Origin of the sequence: Flavobacterium acetivorans (assembly GCF_020911885.1) — a bacterium.
Lineage (GTDB): Bacteria > Bacteroidota > Bacteroidia > Flavobacteriales > Flavobacteriaceae > Flavobacterium > Flavobacterium acetivorans.
In genome coordinates this window covers 540965-565478 of the sequence record NZ_CP087132.1, presented here as the reverse complement: position 1 = coordinate 565478, position 24514 = coordinate 540965, and the positions used below count along the sequence as shown (strand labels likewise).

23 protein-coding genes and 1 riboswitch are annotated in these 24514 nt (G+C 36.7%); of the genes, 22 read left to right on the top strand and 1 reads right to left on the bottom strand.

Going from position 1 to position 24514, the window contains the following annotated elements; all coding sequences use genetic code 11:
• Positions 1-54: 54 nt before the first annotated feature.
• The 16 genes from LNP19_RS02545 (at position 55) to LNP19_RS02470 (ending at position 17232) form a co-directional block, all read left to right on the top strand.
• Positions 55-483: an OsmC family protein gene (locus tag LNP19_RS02545; RefSeq protein WP_230063232.1), complete on the top strand. Its 429-nt coding sequence runs from the start codon at positions 55-57 to the stop codon at positions 481-483.
• 26 nt (positions 484-509) lie between these two features.
• On the top strand, positions 510-1685 hold the full coding sequence (locus LNP19_RS02540) for a trans-sulfuration enzyme family protein (RefSeq protein WP_230063231.1): 1176 nt from the start codon (positions 510-512) through the stop codon (positions 1683-1685).
• Positions 1686-1815: 130 nt separating this feature from the next.
• Positions 1816-2226 carry an RrF2 family transcriptional regulator gene (locus LNP19_RS02535; protein WP_230063230.1) on the top strand — a complete coding sequence of 137 codons (411 nt, stop codon included), beginning with the start codon at positions 1816-1818 and terminating at the stop codon, positions 2224-2226.
• Positions 2227-2336: 110 nt separating this feature from the next.
• On the top strand, positions 2337-3239 hold the full coding sequence (locus tag LNP19_RS02530; RefSeq protein WP_230063229.1) for a sulfite exporter TauE/SafE family protein: 903 nt from the start codon (positions 2337-2339) through the stop codon (positions 3237-3239).
• Positions 3239-3940 (top strand): phosphoadenylyl-sulfate reductase, encoded by a 702-nt coding sequence (locus LNP19_RS02525; protein WP_230063228.1) that lies wholly within the window; start codon positions 3239-3241, stop codon positions 3938-3940. The genes LNP19_RS02530 and LNP19_RS02525 overlap by 1 nt, the downstream gene beginning before the upstream one ends.
• 67 nt (positions 3941-4007) lie before the next feature.
• Positions 4008-4907 (top strand): sulfate adenylyltransferase subunit CysD, encoded by a 900-nt coding sequence (gene cysD / locus LNP19_RS02520; protein ID WP_230063227.1) that lies wholly within the window; start codon positions 4008-4010, stop codon positions 4905-4907.
• Positions 4908-5019: 112 nt separating this feature from the next.
• Positions 5020-6264, top strand: a complete 1245-nt coding sequence (locus tag LNP19_RS02515) for a sulfate adenylyltransferase subunit 1 (protein WP_230063226.1) — start codon at positions 5020-5022, stop codon at positions 6262-6264.
• Between the two features lie 30 nt (positions 6265-6294).
• A complete protein-coding gene (locus LNP19_RS02510; protein ID WP_230063225.1) occupies positions 6295-8388 on the top strand; it encodes a HEPN domain-containing protein in 2094 nt (697 codons plus the stop codon).
• Complete coding sequence (cobA, locus tag LNP19_RS02505; RefSeq protein WP_230063218.1) at positions 8378-9169, top strand: uroporphyrinogen-III C-methyltransferase; 792 nt, start codon at positions 8378-8380, stop codon at positions 9167-9169. Before LNP19_RS02510 ends, cobA begins: the two co-directional genes overlap by 11 nt.
• Positions 9156-9737 (top strand): precorrin-2 dehydrogenase/sirohydrochlorin ferrochelatase family protein, encoded by a 582-nt coding sequence (locus tag LNP19_RS02500; RefSeq protein WP_230063216.1) that lies wholly within the window; start codon positions 9156-9158, stop codon positions 9735-9737. The genes cobA and LNP19_RS02500 overlap by 14 nt, the downstream gene beginning before the upstream one ends.
• A 102-nt stretch (positions 9738-9839) precedes the next feature.
• Complete coding sequence (locus LNP19_RS02495) at positions 9840-10892, top strand: NAD(P)/FAD-dependent oxidoreductase (RefSeq protein WP_230063214.1); 1053 nt, start codon at positions 9840-9842, stop codon at positions 10890-10892.
• 92 nt (positions 10893-10984) lie between these two features.
• A riboswitch (SAM riboswitch) is annotated at positions 10985-11099 on the top strand.
• Between the two features lie 246 nt (positions 11100-11345).
• Positions 11346-12347 carry a homocysteine S-methyltransferase family protein gene (locus LNP19_RS02490; RefSeq protein WP_230063212.1) on the top strand — a complete coding sequence of 334 codons (1002 nt, stop codon included), beginning with the start codon at positions 11346-11348 and terminating at the stop codon, positions 12345-12347.
• A gap of 18 nt (positions 12348-12365) precedes the next feature.
• Positions 12366-12812, top strand: coding sequence for a hypothetical protein (locus LNP19_RS02485; protein ID WP_230063208.1), 447 nt, complete (start codon positions 12366-12368; stop codon positions 12810-12812).
• Between the two features lie 155 nt (positions 12813-12967).
• A complete protein-coding gene (gene metH, locus LNP19_RS02480) occupies positions 12968-15649 on the top strand; it encodes a methionine synthase (RefSeq protein ID WP_230063206.1) in 2682 nt (893 codons plus the stop codon).
• A gap of 60 nt (positions 15650-15709) precedes the next feature.
• Positions 15710-16666, top strand: a complete 957-nt coding sequence (metF, locus tag LNP19_RS02475; RefSeq protein ID WP_230063204.1) for a methylenetetrahydrofolate reductase [NAD(P)H] — start codon at positions 15710-15712, stop codon at positions 16664-16666.
• A gap of 83 nt (positions 16667-16749) precedes the next feature.
• Positions 16750-17232, top strand: a complete 483-nt coding sequence (locus LNP19_RS02470; protein ID WP_230063203.1) for a hypothetical protein — start codon at positions 16750-16752, stop codon at positions 17230-17232.
• A gap of 94 nt (positions 17233-17326) precedes the next feature.
• Here the strand turns inward: LNP19_RS02470 and gldA are convergent, their stop codons facing one another.
• A complete protein-coding gene (gene gldA, locus LNP19_RS02465; RefSeq protein ID WP_230063201.1) occupies positions 17327-18226 on the bottom strand; it encodes a gliding motility-associated ABC transporter ATP-binding subunit GldA in 900 nt (299 codons plus the stop codon).
• Positions 18227-18397: 171 nt separating this feature from the next.
• On the opposite strand from gldA, the gene LNP19_RS02460 reads away from it, so the two are divergent.
• From LNP19_RS02460 to LNP19_RS02435, 6 genes are all read left to right on the top strand, one after another.
• Positions 18398-19321, top strand: a complete 924-nt coding sequence (locus tag LNP19_RS02460) for a M28 family metallopeptidase (RefSeq protein WP_230063200.1) — start codon at positions 18398-18400, stop codon at positions 19319-19321.
• Positions 19322-19707: 386 nt separating this feature from the next.
• A complete protein-coding gene (locus LNP19_RS02455) occupies positions 19708-20535 on the top strand; it encodes a prephenate dehydratase (protein ID WP_230063199.1) in 828 nt (275 codons plus the stop codon).
• A 48-nt stretch (positions 20536-20583) separates the two neighbouring features.
• On the top strand, positions 20584-21729 hold the full coding sequence (locus LNP19_RS02450) for an aminotransferase class I/II-fold pyridoxal phosphate-dependent enzyme (RefSeq protein ID WP_230063198.1): 1146 nt from the start codon (positions 20584-20586) through the stop codon (positions 21727-21729).
• Positions 21730-21734: 5 nt separating this feature from the next.
• A complete protein-coding gene (locus tag LNP19_RS02445; RefSeq protein ID WP_230063197.1) occupies positions 21735-22592 on the top strand; it encodes a prephenate dehydrogenase in 858 nt (285 codons plus the stop codon).
• A 57-nt stretch (positions 22593-22649) separates the two neighbouring features.
• Positions 22650-23732 (top strand): bifunctional 3-deoxy-7-phosphoheptulonate synthase/chorismate mutase type II, encoded by a 1083-nt coding sequence (locus LNP19_RS02440; RefSeq protein WP_230063196.1) that lies wholly within the window; start codon positions 22650-22652, stop codon positions 23730-23732.
• A gap of 209 nt (positions 23733-23941) precedes the next feature.
• Entirely contained in the window at positions 23942-24466 is a 525-nt protein-coding gene (locus LNP19_RS02435) for a hypothetical protein (protein ID WP_230063195.1), read from the top strand.
• Positions 24467-24514: the final 48 nt, after the last annotated feature.

The following is a 24514-nucleotide window of genomic DNA, read 5'->3' as shown; positions in this document are numbered from 1 at the left end:
TTACCTCCAGTCTTGGCTCCCTTCCCTTCGGGGAGGGGGGGGGAGGGGATAAATATGAAAATAACATTAAACAGAGTAAATGACAACTTCCATTTCGAATTAAAAAACGAACGTGGACATTTAGTAAATGTTGATAGCCGACCGGAATTTGGAGGCAATGATCAAGGACCAAGCCCAATGGAATTGGTATTGATGGGAGTTGCGGGATGCAGCGCGATTGATATGATTTCGATTCTAAAAAAACAACGTCAGGAAATTACTTCTTTTAAAGCTGAGGTCGAAGGCGAAAGAGTGCAAGTAGGAGAGGCTAAGCCATTCAAAGATATTAACGTGGTTTTCTTCTTAGAAGGTGAAATTAATCCTGAAAAAGCGGCGCGCGCGGCCCAACTTTCTTTTGAGAAATACTGTTCCGTTTCTAAAACATTAGAACCAACAGCCACAATACATTATAAAGTAGTTTTGAATAATATAGCACTTGGTTAATAGCCATCTGTAAAAGAAAAGAAAAAATGAACGAACAAGAATTTGGGTTTGAAACCCACGCTATACGCAGCCAATTAGAAAGAACCCAATATTTAGAGCATTCCGTGCCTTTGTTTTTGTCTTCAAGCTTTGTGTTTGAAGATGCCGAAGACATGCGTGCCTCTTTTGCGGAAGAGAAAGATAGAAATATTTATAGCCGATACAGCAATCCAAATAACAACGAATTTGTAGATAAAGTTTGTAAAATGGAAGGTGCTGAGGCTGGTTTTGCATTTGCATCTGGAATGGCAGCGGTGTATTCTACTTTTGCTGCCTTGCTGAAATCTGGTGATCATATTGTTTCTGCCAGTAGTGTTTTTGGAGCAACTCATTCCTTGTTTGTAAACTATTTTCCGAAGTGGAATATCGAAACATCGTATTTTGATCTTACTAAACCAGAAACCATCGAGAGTTTTATCAAGCCAAATACGAAGATTCTTTTTGCCGAATCGCCTACGAACCCAGCGGTTGATATTATAGATTTAGAACTGTTAGGAGCTATTGCGAAAAAGCATAATTTGATTTTGATTATCGACAATTGTTTTGCAACACCATATATTCAACAGCCGATAAAATGGGGAGCGCATTTGGTGGTACATTCCGCGACTAAATTAATGGATGGGCAAGGAAGAGTTTTAGGAGGGGTAACTGTTGGAAAAGCGGATTTGATAAAAGATATTTATCTTTTTTCTCGACTTACAGGTCCTTCTTTGTCGCCTTTTAATGCTTGGGTATTGTCTAAAAGTTTAGAGACTTTAGCTATTCGAGTAGACAGACATTGTGAAAATGCGATGAAAGTAGCTGAATTTTTGGAAAGTCATCCTAATGTAAATACCGTTAAGTATCCTTTCTTGAAATCACATCCCCAATATGAAATTGCAAAAAAGCAAATGAAATTGGGTGGTAACATCGTTGCATTTGAAATCAAAGGAGGAATTGAAGCAGGGAGAGCCTTTCTGGATAAAATAAAATTATGTTCATTGTCACCAAATTTAGGAGATACCCGTACAATAGTTACACATCCGGCATCAACAACACACAGTAAATTATCTGTCGAAGAGCGTTTGGCGGTAAGTATCACCGATGGTTTGGTACGAGTTTCTGTAGGTTTGGAAACGGTAAAAGATGTAATTGCCGATTTAGAGCAGGCATTAAGATCGTAGATTTGTGATTAACGATTTTAGATTGTAGATTTGGTGTTGGTACTAAAATTTATGAAATTTAAAAATAAACTAATGATTTTTTAAAGATCTAAAATGTTAATACTCATTCAACAATCAAAAATCTCCATAAATGCTTTCTAAAAAAACGAAATACGGAATAAAAGCTTTGACTTTTTTGGCACGCCAGAAAGATCAAACGCCAGTTCAAATTGCTGAAATTGCAAAAAGTGAAAACATTTCGATTAAATTTTTAGAAAGCATTTTGTTGTTATTGCGCCATTCGGGTTTTTTGGGTGCCAAAAAAGGAAAGGGGGGCGGTTATTACCTGATCAAAGAACCCAAAGACATTAATATGGCTCATGTCTACCGAATTCTGGAAGGCCCTATAGCGCTATTGCCTTGTGCTAGTCATAATTTTTACGAAAAATGTGAAGATTGTACCGATGAAGCTACTTGTGCTGTTAGAAGGCTAATGACCGAAGTAAGAGACAATACCCTGATGATATTAGAAAATAATACCCTGGCTGATATCGCTTTTTAATCCATAATTTTTTTTAAAAAAAAGTTTGTAATTTAATAAAAAACAGTACTTTTGCTTTTTAATCTACAAACCCGATAGGGTAATAGATTTTATTTAAAAAATACTTTAGGATGAATTCAGAATTAAATGGAGATAGTATAACGGTAAAACAAGAAGTTACTTTCGCGCAGCGTTTGTGGGTTATAATTCCAATTGTTTTGTTGGTTGGATTATTTTCGACATTAGTATACAACCATTATGCTGAGTTTTCTTGGGATGGTTTTGTAGGAGGTTTTAATCAGGAGTTTTTAATATTTTTCTGTATAGGAGTTTTTGCTCAACTAGTTGATGGGACTTTAGGAATGGGTTACGGCGCTACTTCTACCTCTTTTTTATTGGCTTATGGAGTCCCTCCGGTTGTTAGTAGCACCGGAGTACACGTCGCAGAAATGTTTACTACAGGGGTGTCTGCTATTTCACATCATAAATTTGGAAACATCAATAAAAAATTAGTTAGACACTTGCTTATACCGGGTGTTTTAGGGTCAATAACAGGAGCTTATTTGTTATCTAATGTGATTGATGGCGAGGTTGTTAAGCCGTTTATTGCAGTATATATGATTGCGTTAGCTTGTATTATCATTAGAAAAGCCATGAAGAAGAACATCATCAAAAAGAAAACCAAGAAATTAGGTGTTTTGGCTTCTTTTGGTGGTTTTATGGATTCGGTTGGCGGTGGCGGCTGGGGTCCAATTGTAACTTCTACTCTTCTAGGGCGTGGCAGAAATCCGAGGTATACAATCGGTTCTGTCAATGCTGCGGAGTTTGCAGTTTCTTTTGCCAGCGGAATCACTTTCATGCTTTTTGGAGGAATCCAAGGTTGGCAGGTAATTATCGGATTGATTTTGGGTGGCGTGATTGCCGCTCCAATTGCCGCTATATTAGTGAATAAAATCAAAAGACAGCCGATGATGATTTTGGTGGGCGTTTTAATTATTATTTTGAGTTTAAAAACATTGTCTAAATTATTATAATGAGTACAGCAATAACAAATACCTTATTAAAGAAAACAAAAGGATTTTCGATCGAGGAAACTTTAGAATTTTTAGCTAATGAGTACAAGGATAAAGTGGTTTTTTCAACTTCTTTCGGGCAAGAAGACCAAGTGATTACGGCGCTTATCGCGAAAAATGAGTTGCCAATCACCATTTTTACTTTAGATACGGGACGAATGTTTCAAGAGACTTATGATGTTTTTCATAAGACATTGAAAAAGTATAAAATAGATATTAAAACCTATTTTCCGGAAGCTACAGCGGTCGAAGAATTGCTAAACAAGAAAGGACCAAACAGTTTTTACGAATCGGTGGAGAATAGAAAAGAATGTTGTTTTATCAGGAAAGTGGCGCCATTGACCAAAGCCTTAAAAGGAAATTCGATTTGGATTACAGGTTTAAGAGCCGAACAATCGGAAAACAGAAACAATTTGGATTTGTTTGAATATGATGTTCACTTTGATATCATAAAATTCAACCCCTTGTTGAAATGGACATTAGAAGAAGTTCAAAAATATATTGATGATAACAATGTGCCTCAAAATGCATTGCACAAACAAGGATTTGTGAGTATAGGATGTGCACCTTGTACCAGAGTAATTGCTCCGGGAGAAGATATCAGAGCGGGAAGATGGTCATGGGAGTCGAGTCATAAAGAGTGCGGTTTGCACCAAAAATAAAAAGTTTAATCGTTTATCTGTTTGGTCGTTTAACCGAATAGACAAATAAACAAATTACCAAATAATAATGAGTACGATATTAAAAACAAATGCTTTAGAAAGCGAAGCGATATACATATTTAGAGAAGTGATTTCTCAGTTTGACAAGCCGGTTTTGCTTTTCTCGGGAGGAAAAGATTCTATCACATTGGTTCGATTAGCACAAAAAGCTTTTTTTCCTGCCAAGATTCCTTTCCCGCTTTTGCATGTTGACACTGGGCATAACTTTCCTGAAACAATAGAATTTAGAGATAAATTGGTAGCCGAATTAGGATTGGAATTAATCGTTCGTAATGTGCAAGATGCTATTGATGAAGGTAAGGTAGTAGAAGAATCAGGGAAATATTCGAGCAGAAACAGCTTGCAAACAACGACACTTTTGGATGCAATCGAAGAATTCAAATTTGATGCTTGTATTGGTGGAGCGCGTCGTGACGAAGAAAAAGCAAGAGCCAAAGAACGTATTTTTTCGGTACGTGATGATTTTGGTCAATGGGACGAGAAAAACCAACGTCCGGAATTGTTTGATTTATTAAACGGAAAAATTGAAAATGGTCAAAATGTTCGTGTTTTCCCGATTTCGAACTGGACCGAATTGGATGTTTGGAGTTATATCGAACAAGAGCAAATCGAGATTCCATCTATTTATTTTTCACACAAACGCAAAGTTTTTTTGAGAGACGGTTTGATCTGGTCACACTCTCCTTATGTGTACCAAGAAGAAGACGAACAAATCGAAGAACGAATTGTTCGCTTCAGAACCGTCGGGGATATGAGTTGTACTGCAGCAGTAGAGTCGTATGCGGCAACTATTCAGGAAGTAGTTGGCGAAATCAGATCGTCTACCATTTCCGAAAGAGGAGCCAGAATTGATGACAAACGTTCGGAAGCCGCGATGGAGAAAAGAAAGCAACAAGGGTACTTTTAAAATTATTTTAAATGTTGAATTTTAAATGTTGAATGAAACACCAATAATTTAAAATTCAAATAACGATTACCATTTAAAATTCAAAATTTATAATTTAAAATAATAGAAACTGATGGAAGTTTTAAAAATAGCAACAGCAGGAAGCGTAGATGACGGAAAAAGTACTTTAATCGGGAGATTATTGTACGATACAAAATCATTGACAACAGATAAAATAGAAGCGATAGAAAAAAGCAGCAAACAAAAAGGATATGATTATCTAGATTTTTCATTAGCAACGGATGGTTTGGTTGCAGAAAGAGAACAAGGAATTACGATTGATGTGGCGCATATTTATTTTTCGACAGCCAAGAAAAGTTACATTATTGCCGATACGCCGGGTCATGTAGAATATACCAGAAACATGGTTACGGGAGCTTCAACTTCACAGGTTTCAATTATTTTGATCGATGCTCGAAAAGGAGTGATTGAGCAAACCTATCGTCACTTTTTTATCAATAATTTATTGCGCGTAAAAGAAGTGATTGTAGCTATCAATAAAATGGATTTGGTTGATTATTCGGAAGAAGTATTCAATAAAATCAAAGCCGATTTCCAAGAATTAAACAGTAAAAGTGCATTCAAAGAACAAACGGTAAGTTACATTCCTTTAAGCGCCATTAATGGAGGAAATGTAGCTGACAGGTCAGAAAATATGCCTTGGTACACAGGGCAAACGGTTTTGGAGCATTTAGAAGCTTTAGAGCCAGAAGATGTTTTTGAAACAGGAAAAGCACGTTTCCCGGTTCAAACGGTTATCAGACCAAAAACCGAGGAATACCACGATTTTAGAGGATATGCCGGAAAATTATACGGAAACAATATTAAAGTTGGAGATGCAGTAACGGTTCTTCCATCTTTGACGGAATCAAAAGTTAGCAACATTCATTTTTTTGATGGACAATTTGACGAAGCTGCTGCCGGTTCTTCAATCACGATCGAATTAGAGAATGACATCAATGTGACTCGTGGGGATATGATTGTAAAATCGGATGAACTTCCAAGAATCGAAAAAGACATCACGACAACGATTTGTTGGATGGACAGCAAAAAATTGGTTCCGGGAACAAAATATTTGATCCAGCACAACACCAACAGAGTTTTGGCCAAAATTGACAGTGTGAAAAACGTAATCGCAACCGATTATTCCGGTTCAACGCCAGCCACTCAATTAGCTATTAACGAAATTGGAGAAGTAAGTATTAAATTAAGCAAGCCATTATATTTTGATGCCTACAATGACAACAAATCTAACGGAGTTTTCATTTTGATCGATGCCGCAACCAATACAACCGCAGGAGTTGGTTTTATAAAATAAAACTAATTTTTGCCAAAAACCTAACTACAGATGCAAAGTTTTAGAACCGAAATAGAAAATCCGATTGTCGAAAAAGACATCATCGATTTAGAGAAAAAAATTCGTTTATTCAAAGAAGGAAAAATCGATGACGAACGTTTTCGTAGCCTTCGTTTAGCAAGAGGAGTGTACGGTCAACGTCAAGAAGGCGTGCAAATGATACGTATCAAATTGCCTTTCGGGAAAGTGACCAGCGAGCAATTAAATCGTATCACTAAAGTTTCGGATGAATATTCTACAGGGCGTTTGCACATTACCACGCGTCAGGATATCCAGATTCACTATGTAAGTTTGGACAGAACTCCGGAATTATGGGCTAATTTAGAGAAAGACGATGTTACCTTGAGAGAAGCTTGCGGTAACACCGTACGAAATATTACAGCAAGTGAAACGGCGGGAATTGATGTTGATGAACCTTTTGATGTTTCGCCTTATGCCCATGCCATGTTCCAGTTTTTCTTGAGAAACCCGGTTTGTCAGGAAATGGGAAGAAAATTCAAAATCTCATTTTCTTCTTCGGATAAAGATACGGCACTGAGTTATTTACACGATTTAGGTTTTATTCCAAAAATTGTTGATGGTCAAAGAGGGTTTAAAGTGATGTTAGGTGGAGGATTAGGTTCGCAGCCGAGTCATGCCGAATTGTTGTCGGAATTTATTCCTGTAAATCAAATTATCCCGACAGCCGAAGGAGTTTTAAGAATATTTGATCGTTTTGGAGAAAGAGCCAAAAGATTGAAAGCGCGTATGAAATTCTTGATTAAAGATATTGGTCGTGACGAATTTTTAAAATTGGTCGAAGAAGAAAAATTAGCCTTGTCACATCAAGTGGTTGAAATCGATACGACTGCTTTTGAAGTGGCGATTCCAGAACCTTTATTGACGGCGCCAAAAGTTACAATCGAAGATACAGTAGCTTTCGAAGCTTGGAAAAAATCAAATGTAATTCCACAGAAGCAAGTGGGTTATGTAGCGATTGGAATCAAAGTTTTATTGGGTGATTTTTATACTGATAAAGCCAGAGCATTGGCTGATTTGATAAAAAATTATGCGGCGAATGAATTGCGTTTTACGCTAAGACAAGATATTTTAATACGAAATGTAAAAGAGGAAAATCTGGAGTTTTTCTATCAAGAATTGGCCAAATTGGATTTTGTAGCTTTAGGATACAACAGCACAGCAGATATCACGGCTTGTCCGGGAACCGATACCTGTAATCTTGGTATTGCAAGCAGCACCGGAATTGCTGAGGAATTGGAAAGAGTATTACAAACGGAATATCCGCAATACAGCAATAATAAAGAAATTACGATTAAAATTAGTGGTTGTATGAATGCTTGTGGGCAGCACAATATGGCCGAAATTGGTTTTCAGGGAATGTCTATCAATGCCGGAAAATTGGTTGCGCCGGCACTTCAGGTGTTATTGGGCGGAGGAAATTTAGGAAACGGAGTAGGGAGATTTTCCGATAAAGTGATCAAAATCCCAAGCCGTAGAGGGCCAGATGCTTTGCGTTTTATCTTAAATGATTTTGAAGAAAATGGAAACGGACAATCCTTTTTGGATTATTACGATGCCAAAGGAGAGAAATATTTCTATGAATTTTTGAAACCTTTAGCCGATGTAACCAACCTTACCGAAGCTGATTTTGTAGATTGGGGAAATGCCGATAATTACGTAAAAGCGGTTGGAGTGGGAGAATGTGCCGGTGTTGTAATTGATTTGGTGGCTACTTTATTGTTAGAAGCCAAAGATAAATTGACTTTTGCACAGGAAGCTTTCGAAGACAAAAAATGGTCAGATGCAATTTATCATGCTTATGCAGGTTTTGTAAACGGCGCGAAAGCTTTATTGCTTTCGGAAAACCAAAAAACAAACCATCAAGCAGGAATAATAAGTTTGTTTGATACTGTTTTTGTAGAAACCAATAAAATTCCATTGCAATCCACCTTAAAAGATTTAGTGTTTCAAATTAATCAGAATGAACCATCTGAGGAATTCGCCAAAAAGTATATTCAAGAAGCAATCACTTTTTTTGATACGATAGAAGCATTCAGAGCCAAAGACCTAAAAGATGAAAAATAAAATAGAACCTCAAGTTACTTTAGTAGGTGCCGGTCCGGGAGATTCGGATTTGCTTACCATCAAAGGAGCAAAAGCATTGGCGGAAGCCAAGGTGGTTTTGTATGATGCTTTGGCAAATGACGAACTATTGTCTTATGCTCCTAAAAAAGCATTGAAAATATTTGTCGGAAAAAGAAAAGGCTGTCATGCTTATACCCAAGACGAAATCAACCAATTGATTGTAGATAATGCGCTTACTTACGGTCATGTAGTTCGCTTGAAAGGTGGAGATCCTTTCATTTTTGGAAGAGGAAGTGAAGAAATAGAATTCGTAGAAAGTTTTGGAATCCCTACATTTGTAGTGCCGGGAATTTCATCATCGATTGCGGTTCCGGCTTCTCAGGGAATTTCGTTGACCAAAAGAGGAATTTCGGAGAGTTTTTGGGTAATCACGGGAACAACTTCTGCCAGAAAATTGTCAACAGATGTAGCTTTAGCGGCTCAATCTACCGCAACAGTGGTGATTTTGATGGGGATGAGTAAACTAGCGGAAATTGTCGCTTTATTCCAAAAAGAATCGAAAGGAGAAATTCCTGTTGCGATTATTCAAAACGGAACCACTCCGGAGGAAAAAGTCGGAATTGGAACTATAAATACGATCCAAAGAGTGGTGGCAGAGAACAATTTAAGTTCTCCGGCAATTATCGTAATTGGGGAAGTAGTTGGAGATAATAAGAAAAGAGTAGGTTTTTATAAGGAATTAAAATCGAATCATAAGGTGTTGGCATATGGAAAGGAATGAATTGTATCCAATATTTTTAAAACTACACAACCTTAATGTACTGATTGTAGGCGGAGGAAATGTAGGATTGGAAAAATTATCTTTCCTGCTAAAATCCAGCCCGAATGCCAATGTTGAGGTGGTCGCACCAAAGTTTTTACCGGAATTAGAAGAATTGGTGGCAAAACATCCTTCGGTGATATTGACTGAGGCGAAGTTCAAGAAAAAAATGTTGAAAAAACGGCATCTGGTAATTGCCTGTACCGACGATTTAAAAGTGAATAAAAGGATTTATGATTTGTCCCGAAAAAGACATTTGATTTGCAATATTGCCGACACGCCTGATTTATGCGATTATTATTTGGGTGGAATTGTAACCAAAGGGAATGTGAAAATTGCCATTTCGACCAACGGAAAATCACCTACAACAGCCAAAAGATTACGAGAGTTTTTTGAAGAAATAATACCGGAAGATATCAATCAAATGGTATTGAATCTGAACGAATACCGCAAAACATTGAAAGGGAATTTTGAAGATAAAGTCAATAAAATGAATGAGATTACTCAATCATTAAAAAATAAAGAATAATACAGCCAAAACTAACGAATGATAATTGTCATTTTATGAAGTAAAAATCAGTCGTTAATTTGTAATCAGATAATTTAGAATAATTACATAAAGAATAAAAAAATGATTAAAACAGATATCCTTATAATAGGAGCCGGTCCAACTGGTTTATTTGCCGTTTTTGAAGCAGGATTATTAAAATTAAAATGCCATATATTAGACGCCTTACCACAAGCAGGCGGACAACTTTCGGAATTATATCCAAAGAAACCTATCTACGATATCCCTGGTTTTCCAGAAGTATTGGCGGGAGATTTAGTCGATAATTTAATGGAACAAATTAAGCAGTTCGAACCAGGATTTACGCTTGGAGAACGTGCTGAAACTATAGAGAAGCAAGAAGACGGAAGTTTTATTGTGACTTCAAATAAAGGTAAAAGATTTCACGCTCCGGTTATTGCCATTGCCGGAGGTTTGGGAAGTTTCGAGCCAAGAAAGCCACTTATTGAAGACATTGAGTTTTATGAGGATAAAGGGATAAAATACTTTATCAAAAACCCGGAAAAATTCAGAGACAAGAGAGTAGTAATCGCCGGTGGTGGAGATTCTGCGCTGGATTGGAGTATTTTCTTGTCGAATGTGGCATCCGAGGTGACTTTAATCCACCGCAGAAATGAATTCCGCGGCGCCTTGGATTCAGTCGAAAAAGTGCAGGAGCTAAAAAATTCAGGTAAAATAAAAATGATTACTCCAGGGGAAGTGGTTGGCTTAAATGGTGATGAGCATTTGGAATCTGTAGTTGTCGAAGAAAACGGAGCCCAAAGAACTATCGCTACGGATTATTTCATTCCTCTTTTTGGATTAACACCAAAGTTAGGCCCTATTGGAGACTGGGGATTGGAAATCGAGAAAAATGCGATTAAAGTAAATAATGCTTTGGATTACCAAACTAATATTCCCGGAATTTTTGCCATTGGTGACGTAAATACCTATCCGGGAAAACTAAAATTGATTCTTTGTGGTTTTCATGAAGCTACGTTAATGTGTCAGGCGGCCTATCAAATCATCAATCCGGGCAAAAAATATGTATTGAAATATACCACCGTAAGTGGTATTGATGGATTTGACGGAACTCGTAAAGAAGCTCCAAAAGCAGTCGTTAAAGCCATAGTTTAACAACTTAGGACAAACTAGTTAAAAAATATAGCGTTATTACTTGCAAGTAGTAACGCTATTTCTTAGTTTTGCACCGTTCCTATATTTATTGATCGTTATCACGAAAGGCGGAGGGAAAGACCCAATGAAACCTTAGCAACCCTTTATCTTTAAAGAAGGTGCTACATTCTACTTTATTCTGATTTTATTTCAGAACTATAAGATAGATAACATAAGAATACTTTCACAGTATTTCTCAAAAACTTTTCTTGACAACTTTATCGATATACCAGCTTACTGATTTTTTTCAGTAATTAGAGCAATTGTTTGGCCTTTTTTCGGCCGGCATCCTTCCTGCTGTGCGCTATATCTTTTATTCTGAATACCAGAATAAAAGGGAATTGTGAAAACAATTCGAGCATCAGGGCTAAAGATTGGGTATAGTGAGCATTTAAATTTATAAAAAATAAATAAATGGCATCAATTCAAGAAGCAATTAAAAAAAACATACTCGTGCTCGACGGAGCTATGGGAACCATGTTGCAACGATATAATTTTTCCGAAGAAGATTTTCGTGGAGAACGTTTCAAAGATTTTCCTCATTCTCTAAAAGGGAACAATGATTTGTTGTCACTTACCCAACCGCAAGCTATCAAAGCGGTTCATGCCGCCTATTTTGAAGCAGGAGCAGATATTGTAGAAACCAATACGTTTTCTGGAACCACTATCGGTATGGCCGATTATCATCTGGAAGATTTCGTTTACGAACTCAACTTCGAATCGGCAAAAATTGCTCGTGAAGTAGCAGACGAATTTACAGCCAAAAATCCTGATAAACCTCGTTTTGTGGCTGGTTCAGTAGGGCCAACGAACAGAACTGCAAGCATGTCGCCCGATGTAAATGATCCGGGATACAGAGCAGTAACCTTTGATGATTTACGAATTGCTTACAAACAACAGGTCGAAGCTTTAATGGACGGCGGTTGCGATTTGTTATTAGTAGAAACTATTTTCGATACCTTGAATGCCAAAGCGGCACTTTTTGCCATCGAGGAAGTCAAAGACGAGCGCAATATTGATATTCCAATCATGGTTTCAGGAACCATTACGGATGCTTCGGGAAGAACACTATCAGGACAAACAGTAGAGGCTTTCCTGATTTCAGTTTCGCATATCCCTTTGTTGAGCGTGGGATTTAATTGTGCCCTAGGTGCCGATTTATTGAAACCCTATCTGCAAACCCTATCACAAAACACCTCTTTTAATGTGTCAGCGCATCCTAATGCAGGATTGCCAAACGCCTTTGGTGAATATGATGAAACCCCGGAGCAAATGCAGGCTTTTATCAAAGAATATTTAGACGATAATTTAGTGAATATCATAGGCGGTTGTTGCGGAACAACCCCGGAACACATAAAGTTGATTGCAGAAATCGCAAAAGATTATAAGCCGCGTGTGTCAACAGCGACAATGTAAAATTTTGATATTAGTTAGATGATAGAAGAAAGTAAGCCGGAAAAAAGCAAAACTAATCCTTGGGCTATTATTATATTTTGTGCAGCGGTACTTTTTTTATTACTTCTTAGATATTGGGACGATCATAAATACGATGATTATAGAAAAACATTTAAAGGAGAAACGATTGGTTTTGCAACAAGGTATAAGCATATTTCTAAGTCTACTTATATAAAATATTATTTTTATAAGGATGGAAAAATTTTATCATCTATGAAAGTAACGGGGAACAATAATTTAATTCTAAAAAAATATTACAAAGTTAAATATGATTTAAAGAACCCAAGAGCCAACTATATTATTTTAAATGAAGAATTAAAACCAGATTCAATTACTCTTGTTAAAGCCGGTTTTACTAAAACTAAATATTATATATATGATAGTGGCGTGTCAAACAAGTATTTTGAAAAGTCAAAATGGAAGTAATCTTCTTCCGCTAGCGCAAGCGTCTCGCTTGTGCCGACAATGAGAAAAAGCTTTTTAAAAAAAGGAAACGGAAATTCATTAGCAAAAAGTTGCAATAAAAATAAAGATTAAACCTATGTCGTTTTGAAAACGATTTAGGATTAAAAGTAAATAAAATGGCAGAAAAAGAAACTAGAAGAAACTTAGTTTTATCAGGATTAGAACCTTTAATCATTGCACCTGAAAGTGTATTTGTGAACGTTGGAGAGCGAACCAATGTAACTGGTTCTAGAAAATTCCTTCGATTAATTAAGGAGGAAAAATACGAAGAAGCATTAAGTATTGCGAAAGAGCAAGTAGAAGGTGGCGCGCAAATCATCGATATTAATATGGATGAAGGAATGCTTGATGGCGAATATGCTATGACAAAATTCCTGAATTTAATAGCTGCCGAACCGGATATTTCTCGTGTGCCCATTATGATTGACAGCTCTAAATGGCATATCATCGAAGCGGGTTTAAAAGTTGTGCAAGGGAAATGCGTCGTAAATTCGATTTCTTTGAAAGAAGGCGAAGAGCAATTTATTCACCACGCTAAACTTATCAAACGCTACGGAGCCGCTGCCATTATCATGGCTTTTGATGAGGTAGGTCAGGCCGATAATTATGAACGCCGAGTGGAAATTTGCCAGCGTTCTTATGATATTTTGGTCAATAAGGTTGGTTTTCCACCACAAGACATCATCTTTGATTTGAATATATTTCCGGTAGCAACAGGAATGGAAGAACACCGCCTGAACGCCTTGGATTTCTTTAGAGGGACAAAATGGGTTCGAGAAAATCTACCGCATGCACACATTAGCGGTGGAGTAAGTAATGTTTCCTTTTCTTTTAGAGGGAATGATGTGGTGAGGGAAGCGATGCATTCGGTGTTCTTGTATCATGCTATTCAAAATGGTATGACGATGGGAATCGTGAATCCGGAAATGCTTACTATTTACGATGAAATTCCAAAAGATTTATTGGAACATGTAGAAGATGTAATTCTGAACCGACGTGATGATGCGACCGAAAGATTGTTGGATTTTGCCGAAAATGTAAAAGGAGATAGCAAAAACAATGAAAAAGCAATCCAAGAATGGCGTTCAGGAACAGTCCAAGAACGTATTACCCATTCCTTGGTCAAAGGAATTGATGCGTTTATAGAAATTGATGTCGAAGAAGCCCGATTGGCGGCAACAAAACCAATTGAAGTTATCGAGATCAACTTGATGGCCGGAATGAATGTCGTGGGAGATCTGTTCGGAAGCGGAAAAATGTTTTTGCCTCAAGTGGTAAAATCGGCTCGTGTGATGAAAAAAGCAGTGGCTTATTTATTACCGTTTATAGAAGCAAGCAAGCAAGCGGGAGACAAACAAGGGAATGGAAAAATCTTGATGGCAACGGTAAAAGGCGATGTACATGATATTGGAAAAAACATTGTATCTGTCGTTTTGGCTTGTAATAATTATGAAATTGTAGATTTGGGTGTCATGGTTGCTCCCGAGAAAATTATTGCGGCTGCCATAGAACACAATGTAGATATTATCGGATTAAGTGGATTGATTACTCCTTCGCTTGATGAAATGGTTTATTTAGCCAAAGAGTTGGATAAACGAAATATTAAAATTCCAGTGATGATTGGTGGTGCCACCACTTCGCGCGCGCATACTGCCGTGAAAATTGCTCCACAATACAGAGAAACAGTAATTCACGTAAATGATGCTTCTAGAGCCGTAACGGTCGCCGGAAGTTTATTAAACAGCGATAAAAAAATATATGCAGCATCGATTCGTGAAGAATATGATGCTTTTAGAGAGACGTTTTTGAATCGTTCGCGCGACAAAAATTTCTTAACGATTGAGCAGGCTCGAAAAAACAAATTACTGTTAGACTGGGAAAATTACACTCCAATGAAACCTAATTTTATTGGAGCAAAAACAATCGAAGTCGATTTGGATGTTTTGGTTCCTTATATTGACTGGACGCCATTTTTCAGGACTTGGGAATTGTTCGGGAAATATCCGGCTATTCTTACCGATGAAGTGGTAGGAGAACAAGCAACTTCTGTTTTTGCAGATGCACAGGAAATGTTGCAAGTGATTTTGAAAGAAAAGAAATTGACAGCCAAAGGGATTTATGGAATTTTTCCGGCGAATCAAGTCAACGATGATGATATTGAATTGACAGATGAAAACGGAAAAGTTTTGGAGAAATTTTTGACCTTACGCCAGCAATCTCAAAAAACAAAAGGAGCGCCAAACATTGCCTTATCAGATTTTATTGCTCCAAAAGATTCCGGTAAAACCGATTATATGGGTGCATTTTGTGTAACGACCGGTTTTGGCGTTGACGAATGGGCAGCTGAATTCGAAAAGGATTTAGATGATTATAATTCAATCATGGTGAAAGCAATGGCCGATCGTTTTGCGGAAGCTTTTGCTGAATACTTGCACGAAAGAGTAAGAAAAGAAATTTGGGGCTATTCTCCGGATGAAGCTTTAAGTACCGAGGATATGATTGCGGAAACCTATAAAGGAATTCGTCCGGCACCGGGTTATCCTGCTTGTCCTGACCATTTAGAGAAGCCAACAATTTGGAAACTGTTAAATGTGGAAGAAGAAATTGGAGTAACATTGACCGAAAGTATGGCGATGTGGCCCGCTTCTTCGGTTTCTGGATATTATTTTGGGAATTCAGAAAGTAAGTATTTCGGACTTGGAAAAATAAAAGAAGATCAAGTGATTGATTACGCAAAACGTAGAAGTATTTCAACTGATTTAGCTATGAAATGGTTGAACCCGAATATTGCAGATTAAAAAAATGTTTAAAGTTGTTCGAAAGAAACCTTAAACTTTAAACTTTAAACAAAAAAAAGAATGAAAGTAACACAACATATAGAAGCAGCAAAAGGGGAAACATTATTCTCTTTCGAAATTATTCCGCCTCAAAAAGGAAAGAATATTCAGGAATTATACGATAATATTGATCCGTTGATGGAGTTCAAACCGCCATTTATTGATGTTACGACTTCGCGTGAGGAGTATATTTATGTTGATAAAGGCAATGGATTATTAGATAAAAAATTAACCAGAATGCGTCCTGGAACTTTGGGTATTTGTGCTTCAATCAAGCATAAATACAATGTTGATACAGTTCCTCATGTACTTTGCGGTGGTTTTACCAAGGAAGAAACCGAATATTTATTAGTAGATTGTCATTATTTAGGCATTAATAATGTGATGGCATTGCGTGGTGATGCTATGAAAGAAGAGCAATCTTTTGTCCCAAAAGCTGGTGGGAATAACTTCGCGGTCGATTTGGTGCAACAGATTAACCAATTGAATGAAGGGAAATATTTGCACGATGTGATGCATATTGATAACAAGGCCGATTTTTGTATTGGTGTGGCTGGTTATCCGGAGAAACACTTGGAATCGCCATCATTGCTTTCAGACTTAAAACGCCTGAAAGAAAAAGTAGATGCGGGCGCTGATTATGTGGTTACCCAAATGTTTTTTGACAATGCCAAATACTTTGAGTTTGTTGCCAAAGCCAGAGAAATGGGAATCACAGTGCCTATTATACCGGGAATCAAACCTCTTGCGGTACAAAAGCATTTACAAATATTGCCTCAAATTTTCAGGATTGACTTACCCGAAGATTTGATTCATGCTGTAGATCAGTGTAAAAACAACGCAGAGATTAGACAGGTTGGAGTAGAATGGGCTATTCAGCAATCATTAGAGCTCAAGGCAGCCGGTGTTCCTGTACTGCATTATTATTCTATGGGAAAATCAGAGAATATTCGTCAAATTGCCTCTCGGGTTTTTTAGGAAGTTGATTTTGTGAAATTTAATTTTGGAAGGACATTTATAAAGACTTATATTTGATTCAAATAAAAAATAAATAATCGGTTATGAGATCTAAATTTTACTTCATTTTTGCTTCTTTTATTGCATTGACTTCTTGTAAAGAGGAAAGCAAAAAAGAGGTCAATAATAGTTCAACTAATGTGGTGCCTTTTTATCAAAATGTTACACCGGTAGACAATCAGGTTGCAACAACACCGGCTAATCAGCAAGGTGTAAATACTACGACTGCAACAGCTCCAGTTTCTGTTGCTAAAGGAATGAATCCTGCACATGGACAGCCTGGACATCGCTGTGATATTCCGGTTGGAGCCCCTTTGAATTCAAAAGCTGCAGCACCAACGACTTCAAATACTGCCGCAACAACAACTGGTCAGGTTTCGCAACAAATAAATGTGCAACAGCCCGTTCCTGCTTTATTGTCGACAAGCACAGCCGATGCCGAAACTCCAGAGGGAATGAATCCTCCACATGGAAAAGATGGGCATAGATGTGATATTGCAGTAGGAGCTCCTTTGCCAAAAAGCTAATAAGATATTAAACTAAAATTTAAAAAGCTCGTTTACTCCAATTGTTTGGGATGTAAACGAGCTTTCTTTTAATATGAAATTTCCTTTCTGGGAACTATTTTTTGGTAATTTCCCTAAAAACGGCTTCCAGATTTTTATTTTTTTGGTTGAGTTGCAAGGTTTTTAAACCATTGGCAGTGGCAAAATCAAATACTACAGGGCGCATATCCTTGTCAGCCAGGAAAGTTAATTCCCAAATCATGTCGTGGGTATTTTTATAGGAAGTAAGATTTTCTATTTTGGCAATGGCCTGTTCTTCGATTTTATAATCAAATTCTACTTCAATTACTTGTTCTTTGTCGGCAGAGATTAATTTGTCCAGTTTTTTGTCAGCGACTATTAGGCCGTTATTGATGATGATTACGCGGTCGCAAATGGCTTCAACTTCTTGCATAATGTGTGTAGAAAGAAAAACAGTTTTGTCTTTGCCCACATTTTTTATGACATTTCGTATTTCAATCAATTGATTTGGGTCTAAACCGGTTGTTGGTTCATCCAAGATCAAAACATCGGGATTGTGCAACAAAGCGTTAGCAAGTCCTACACGTTGGCGATATCCTTTGGATAGCTGTCCTATTTTTTTATGGCTTTCGGCAGTTAAACCGGTAAGTTGAATTACTTCCTCGATTCTGGATTTGGCCACTTTATAAACATCGGCATTAAAAGCCAGATATTCCCTGACATATAAATCCAAATACAACGGATTGTGTTCGGGCAAATAGCCAATGGAAAGTTGAACCGCTTTTTGGTTTGAGTTTACATCATGTCCATTAACGATGGCAGTGCCTTCATCGGCATGGAGATAGGTTGTCAATATTTTCATCAAAGTAGATTTTCCGGCTCCATTTGGACCCAAGAAACCAACAATTTCTCCTTTTTTGACAGAAAATGTAATGTTATCAAGCGCTTTTTGGGCACCATAACTTTTTGAAATGTTATTTACTTCTATTGACATTGGCGAATTATTTGTTGCAAAAGTAAACAGAAAAAGGATTGATTTGTTGTTTCTTTGTTTGCCAATTAAGGAATTTTAAAAATAAATAGTCAAAATAGAAAGTAATTATGAATGATTGCTTTGATTTATATGTTTTGAAACTTAAAACCAATAAACTAAACCATATATATTATGAAAAACAAAAGCATCTTATTGTTTCTTTTTCTTGGGCTTTTTGTTCAGGCTCAGGAGAAATTAGTAATTGATAAAGAGGAAGTTGTGAGAATTGAAACAGAACTCGCTTCGGATGAAATGGAAGGAAGAGCTATTTTTTCGCCCGGAATTGATTTGGCTTCCGCTTTTATCGAGGGCGAATTCAAGAAAATTGAGCTTTCTTATTTTAAAGATTTAAAAAACTATCGTCAGGAATTTGATGTAAAAGGAAAAGCGGCAAACAATGTGATTGGGATATTGCCCGGAAAATCAAAACCGGATGAATATGTTATTTTTTCGGCACATTACGATCATTTGGAAATGGCAAAAGAAGGAATTGATAAAATTTATAATGGAGCTAATGATGACGCTTCGGGCACAACGGCAGTAATTGCATTGGCAAAATATTTCAAGGAATTGGGACAAAATGAAAGAACCATTATTTTCGTGGCCTTTACCGGAGAAGAAGTAGGCGGTTTTGGAGCTAAGTTTTTCTCCGAAAAAATGGATCCAAGCAAGGTTGTAGCCATGTTCAATATCGAAATGATTGGAACCGAAAGCAAATGGGGCAAAAATTCGGCCTATATAACCGGTTTCGAGAAAACGGATTTTGGAACTATTTTGCAGAAAAATTTAAAAGGCACAAATTTCAATTTCTATCAAGATCCGTATCCAAAAGAGCAACTTTTTTATCGATCCGATAATGCGAGATTGGCAGCTCAAGGAGTTCCTGCACATACTATTTCAACTTCCAAAATGGATGTAGAGGCTAATTATCATAAATTGAGCGATGAGGTATCGACTCTGGATTTAGATAATATGACCGAAATTATAAAGGCAATTGCCATTAGTTCGCAAACTATCATTAGCGGTGAAGATACGCCTTCAAGAGTAAAAAAATAGAAAAAAATGTCGTTGTAAAAGAAGAAGAATTATTTTTTAGTTCTGAAAGTCCTTATTAAGCCCCTGATTATATGATATTTTATCAGTAAATTTTTAATGATTGTATAATTTAAAACTAGTTTTATCGAGAATTCTTTTTTTGTTTCACAAAATGCAATTTTTTTTTTGGTGAGCTGGAAATAATTTATACATTCGCATAGAATTTAATGCAAAAAACACAAAACAAAATGTTAGATAACCGATTTTATTTTAGCAATTCTTATTATTTCTTCTGGGAACAGGGTAGGGATTGTCGTATGGTTATTTAATTCAAAAATTAAATTGATAATTATAAATATACAATCCCGATGCAAATCGGGATTTTTTTTTGCCTAATTTTTTACAAAATGAATAATAAAGTTGCAATACAAGGAATAAAAGGATCTTTTCATCATCAGGTGGCACAAGAATATTACGAGCAAAATGTAATAGTTGACGAATGTTTGTCTTTTGAGGAGTTGGTAGATAGCTTACTTTCAGGCAAATCAGATCAGGCGGTTATGGCGATAGAAAATTCTATTGCGGGACCAATTATTCCAAATTATGCTTTGATTGACAAAAATAATTTGCACATAATAGGAGAACATTATTTGAGAATTCACCAAAATTTGATGGCATTAAAAGGTCAGAAAATGGAAGATATTCAGGAAGTACATTCGCATCCTATGGCTATTTTGCAATGTATGGATTTCTTGAAACAGTATCCAAATATAAAATTAGTTGAAGATAAAGATACAGCTGAAACGGCTCGAAGAATTCAGGAAAAACAACTAAAAGGAATTGCTGCAATTGCCAGCAAAACGGCTGCTGAAATGTATGATTTAGAGATTTTGGCTCCGGAAATCCAAACCATTAAAAATAACATGACGCGTTTTGTTATTATAAAAAAGGAAAATTCGTTTGTGCCGGAAAATGAAATTAGAAGAGCTTCTATCAAATTTGAATTGGATCACAAACGTGGAAGTTTAGCGGCTGTTTTGAATGTAATGAGTGATTGTAAAATGAATTTGACTAAAATACAATCGCTTCCCAAAATTGAAACCCCTTGGAAATATTCCTTTTTTGTGGATGTGACTTTCGAAAAATACGAAGATTATGCCAAGGCAAAATCCTTATTGCAAATCATGGCCGAGTATTTCAAAGTGTTGGGAGAATATAAAAACACAAAGCCCTAATTAGACATAAAGTTGAAAGCCCAGAGCTGATAAATATAAAATAGAATAATGATCACAACAGCGAAACGTTTAGATATAATTGAAGAATATTATTTTTCATCGAAGTTAAGAGAAGTAAGGCAATTGGCTGCAGAGGGAAAGCCAATCATCAATATGGGAATTGGTAGCCCAGATTTACAGCCTTCGAAAGCGGTTATTGACGCTGTGGTTTTGGCAATGCAAGATGCGAATGCGCACCAATACCAGAGTTATCAAGGCTTGCCGGAGTTGCGTCAGGGGATGGTTGATTTTTATAAGAATAATTTCAACGTGGAATTGAATTCCAATACAGAGATTTTGCCATTGATGGGTTCCAAAGAAGGAATTATGCATATTTCGCTGGCTTTTTTGAATGAAGGTGACCATGTTTTGATTCCAAATCCTGGATATCCGACTTATACTTCGGTGACGAATTTGGTGGGAGCGGTTCCAGTTTATTATGATTTAAAGGAAAATAATAACTGGGAACCAGATTTTGAAGCTTTGGAAAAACTGGATTTATCGAAAGTGAAAATCATGTGGATTGGTTATCCGCACATGCCAACAGGAGCGAGAGGAAGTTTGGAATTGTTCGCAAAGTTGGTGGCTTTCGCCAAAAAACATCAGATACTATTGGTCAATGACAATCCGTACAGTTTTGTTTTGAACGACAAACCAATGAGTTTGTTGCAGGTGGAAGGAGCAAAAGAAGTGGCTTTGGAATTGAATTCGTTGAGTAAAACTTTCAACATGGCGGGTTGGAGAGTTGGAATGGTTTTGGGGAATGCCGCTTGTATTGATGCTGTTTTGAAAGTAAAAAGTAATATGGACAGCGGAATGTTTTTTGGAATCCAAAAAGGGGCAATCGAAGCTTTGAAAAGCGACGCTTCTTGGTTTGATGAAATGAATGCCATTTACAGTAAACGCAGAATTCTTACGGAACAATTAGCCGAAAAATTGGGTTGTAAAGTGTATAAAGAAGGCGTTGGATTATTTGTTTGGGCAAAATTGCCGGACGGAATCACATCGGCAGAAAAGTTCATTGACCAGATTTTATACGAGAAATCTATTTTTATTACGCCGGGAACAATTTTCGGCAGCAATGGAGAAGGTTATATTCGATTTGCGTTGTGTGTAAAAGAGGAGAAAATACAGGAAGCAATTGATAGATTTTAATTAAAATGAAAATTTACGTAATAGGAATAGGATTGATAGGTGGTTCGATGGCTTTGGACATTAAATCGTTAAACCCAGATGCAACGATTTTTGGGATTGACAATAACGAAAATCATTTGCAGGAAGCCATTACTTTAGGAGTGGTTGATGTTGCCGGAAATATGGAGGATTTAGTTTCGGCTGATTTTGTGATTGTATCGGTTCCGGTAGATGTTGCGATGGAGGTTTTACCGACTGTATTAGATGCAATTGGCGATAATACAATTGTTTTTGAAGTAGGTTCCACCAAAATGCCAATTTGCGAAGCGGTTGCGAATCATCCGAAAAGAAGAAATTTTATTGCCACACATCCCATTGCGGGAACGGAGTTTTCTGGACCTTCGGCGGCAATACGAGGATTGTTTCAAGGAAAGACGAATATTATTTGCGAGGTCGAGAAAACCGCTTTCAAATTGCAGGAGAAAGCCTTGCAATTGTTTGCAGCTATGGGGATGAGAATCCGTTACATGGATCCCAAATCGCACGACAAGCATATTGCTTATGTGTCGCATTTGTCTCACATTTCTTCTTTCATGCTTGGGAAAACGGTGATCGACAAAGAAAAACACGAACAGGATATTTTTGATATGGCAGGTTCAGGTTTTGAAAGCACGGTTCGTCTGGCCAAAAGTTCTCCGGCGATGTGGACGCCAATTTTTAAACAAAACAGGAAGCAGGTGATGAAAACATTGGAGGAGTACATTTCGAATTTGTCTAAGTTCAAAGAACTTTTAGAAAAGGAAGATTACGATGCAATTTACAACGAAATGCAGAGCGTGAATAAAATAAAAGAGATATTAAACGGAATGAACGTTAAGAAATAGTCAATCCGTTGTTCAACAATAAAACTAAAAACTAAATAAGCTAAAAATTAAAAAAAGATGGAAAACAAGAAAGAAATGAGAAATTGGTTGAATGAATTCAATTTATCTCATCCATTAGTGATAGCAGGACCTTGTAGTGCTGAAACAGAAGAACAAGTGTTGAAAATTGCGCATGAATTGAAAGATTCGGATGTAAGTATCTTTAGAGCTGGAATCTGGAAACCAAGAACGCGTCCAGGAGGATTTGAAGGTGTAGGGGAAATTGGTTTGAAATGGTTGAAAAAAGCCAAAGAAGAAACAGGATTGCTAATGGGAACCGAAGTGGCTACCGCTGCACATTGTAAATTGGCTTTGGAATATGATATTGATGTTTTATGGGTTGGTGCTCGTACAACTGCAAATCCGTTTGCTGTTCAAGAAATTGCAGATACATTGGCAGGAACCGATAAAATTGTTTTGATTAAAAATCCGGTAAACCCAGATATGGCCTTATGGTTGGGTGGTGTTGAACGTTTGCATGCTGCCGGAATTGAAAAATTAGGAGTAATTCACAGAGGGTTTTCTACTTATGAAAAAACAAAGTACAGAAACATTCCAGAGTGGCAAATTGCTATCGATTTGCAAAATAAATTCCCTGATTTACCATTAATCATTGATCCATCTCACATTACAGGGAACAGAGACATGATTCTTGAAGTGACACAGGAAGCCTTGAATTTAAATTATGACGGTATGATTATCGAAACGCATACTGATCCAGATAATGCGTGGAGTGATGCCGCACAACAAGTGACTCCAGATGCCTTGAAACAAATTTTCAAAGACTTGAGAGTAAGAAAACAAGACGATGTATCGGATGAGTACACTCAAAAAATGAAAAAATTGAGAGCGAATATCGATGTTTTGGATACGAATTTATTAGACTTATTAGGAAAGCGTATGAAAGTAGCGGACGAAATTGGTCAAGTGAAAAAAGACGCTAACGTTGCCGTTCTACAAAACACACGTTGGAATGAAATTTTAGGAAAAATGATTCTTGAAGGAGAAAAAAGAGGTTTGACCGAAGAATTTGTTCTTAGAATGTTCAAAGCAATCCACCAAGAAAGTATTGGACACCAAGAAAAAATAGTAAACGCTTAATTCGCTTGTTTTAAATAGATAGATCCCCACTTTTTTAAATTGTGGGGATTTTTTATTTATGGTTAGGGATGGGTTTTTGTCATGCTGTTGGATTGATAAAGAGAATAGTAGTTGTATTTTTCTTGTTATAAAAAATAATTTTTTTATAAGTTTTTTCGTAATATTGTTTTCTCTTAAAATATGATATAAAATTTAAAAAAAATTAAAAGATGAAGAAAATTATTTTATTAGTAACACTTGCTTTTGGTTTTGCTACCGCAAATGCGCAAGTCGATGTAATTACAAAACACAATGGTGAAACCGTAAAAGGTAAAGTTGTAAAATTAGAAGAGTACACTATCGTTTATAAGTACGATGGTGAGGATGCTGAAAACACAATGAGCAAATATGCAATTGAAAAAATTGTTTATGGCAAAAGTGGAAGAGTCGAGGAAGTTACCGAGAAAGTAACCGTTAATAATGAAGATGATTGGGAGAAAGTTGTAGTCCTTGAGGATAAGGCTTACATATCAGGCCTTAAAAAAGGTGACGAGGTTAGAGGAAAAACAGGACTTATAAATTTTCAAACAGGAAATACTGGTGACAAGAAAGCGGATAAAAAATTGAAAATGGCTGCAGCTGCCCTTGGTTGTCCTTTTATATTGTTGACTTCTGATAAAACTACTGTTGGAGCAAATTCAAATCAACTAGGGGGGGCACAAGCAATAAAAAAAGGGATTACTTATAAATACTAAACCGTTTTTTATTTAAAACAATTTTAAGACTGCTTATCAATTTAGGCA

Excerpts from the sequence above, each read along its gene's own strand:
- LNP19_RS02470 (WP_230063203.1), top strand. The coding sequence starts at position 16,750 with ATGAGATCTAAATTTTACTTCATTTTTGCTTCTTTTATTGCATTGACT.
- cobA (WP_230063218.1), top strand. The coding sequence starts at position 8,378 with ATGAAAAATAAAATAGAACCTCAAGTTACTTTAGTAGGTGCCGGTCCG.
- LNP19_RS02445 (WP_230063197.1), top strand. The coding sequence starts at position 21,735 with ATGAAAATTTACGTAATAGGAATAGGATTGATAGGTGGTTCGATGGCT.
- LNP19_RS02485 (WP_230063208.1), top strand. The coding sequence starts at position 12,366 with ATGATAGAAGAAAGTAAGCCGGAAAAAAGCAAAACTAATCCTTGGGCT.
- LNP19_RS02515 (WP_230063226.1), top strand. The coding sequence starts at position 5,020 with ATGGAAGTTTTAAAAATAGCAACAGCAGGAAGCGTAGATGACGGAAAA.
- LNP19_RS02535 (WP_230063230.1), top strand. The coding sequence starts at position 1,816 with ATGCTTTCTAAAAAAACGAAATACGGAATAAAAGCTTTGACTTTTTTG.
- LNP19_RS02495 (WP_230063214.1), top strand. The coding sequence starts at position 9,840 with ATGATTAAAACAGATATCCTTATAATAGGAGCCGGTCCAACTGGTTTA.
- LNP19_RS02450 (WP_230063198.1), top strand. The coding sequence starts at position 20,584 with ATGATCACAACAGCGAAACGTTTAGATATAATTGAAGAATATTATTTT.
- LNP19_RS02435 (WP_230063195.1), top strand. The coding sequence starts at position 23,942 with ATGAAGAAAATTATTTTATTAGTAACACTTGCTTTTGGTTTTGCTACC.
- LNP19_RS02490 (WP_230063212.1), top strand. The coding sequence starts at position 11,346 with ATGGCATCAATTCAAGAAGCAATTAAAAAAAACATACTCGTGCTCGAC.
- LNP19_RS02500 (WP_230063216.1), top strand. The coding sequence starts at position 9,156 with ATGGAAAGGAATGAATTGTATCCAATATTTTTAAAACTACACAACCTT.
- metH (WP_230063206.1), top strand. The coding sequence starts at position 12,968 with ATGGCAGAAAAAGAAACTAGAAGAAACTTAGTTTTATCAGGATTAGAA.
- metF (WP_230063204.1), top strand. The coding sequence starts at position 15,710 with ATGAAAGTAACACAACATATAGAAGCAGCAAAAGGGGAAACATTATTC.
- LNP19_RS02525 (WP_230063228.1), top strand. The coding sequence starts at position 3,239 with ATGAGTACAGCAATAACAAATACCTTATTAAAGAAAACAAAAGGATTT.
- LNP19_RS02455 (WP_230063199.1), top strand. The coding sequence starts at position 19,708 with ATGAATAATAAAGTTGCAATACAAGGAATAAAAGGATCTTTTCATCAT.
- LNP19_RS02545 (WP_230063232.1), top strand. The coding sequence starts at position 55 with ATGAAAATAACATTAAACAGAGTAAATGACAACTTCCATTTCGAATTA.
- cysD (WP_230063227.1), top strand. The coding sequence starts at position 4,008 with ATGAGTACGATATTAAAAACAAATGCTTTAGAAAGCGAAGCGATATAC.
- LNP19_RS02540 (WP_230063231.1), top strand. The coding sequence starts at position 510 with ATGAACGAACAAGAATTTGGGTTTGAAACCCACGCTATACGCAGCCAA.
- LNP19_RS02510 (WP_230063225.1), top strand. The coding sequence starts at position 6,295 with ATGCAAAGTTTTAGAACCGAAATAGAAAATCCGATTGTCGAAAAAGAC.
- LNP19_RS02460 (WP_230063200.1), top strand. The coding sequence starts at position 18,398 with ATGAAAAACAAAAGCATCTTATTGTTTCTTTTTCTTGGGCTTTTTGTT.
- gldA (WP_230063201.1), bottom strand. The coding sequence starts at position 18,226 with ATGTCAATAGAAGTAAATAACATTTCAAAAAGTTATGGTGCCCAAAAA.
- LNP19_RS02530 (WP_230063229.1), top strand. The coding sequence starts at position 2,337 with ATGAATTCAGAATTAAATGGAGATAGTATAACGGTAAAACAAGAAGTT.
- LNP19_RS02440 (WP_230063196.1), top strand. The coding sequence starts at position 22,650 with ATGGAAAACAAGAAAGAAATGAGAAATTGGTTGAATGAATTCAATTTA.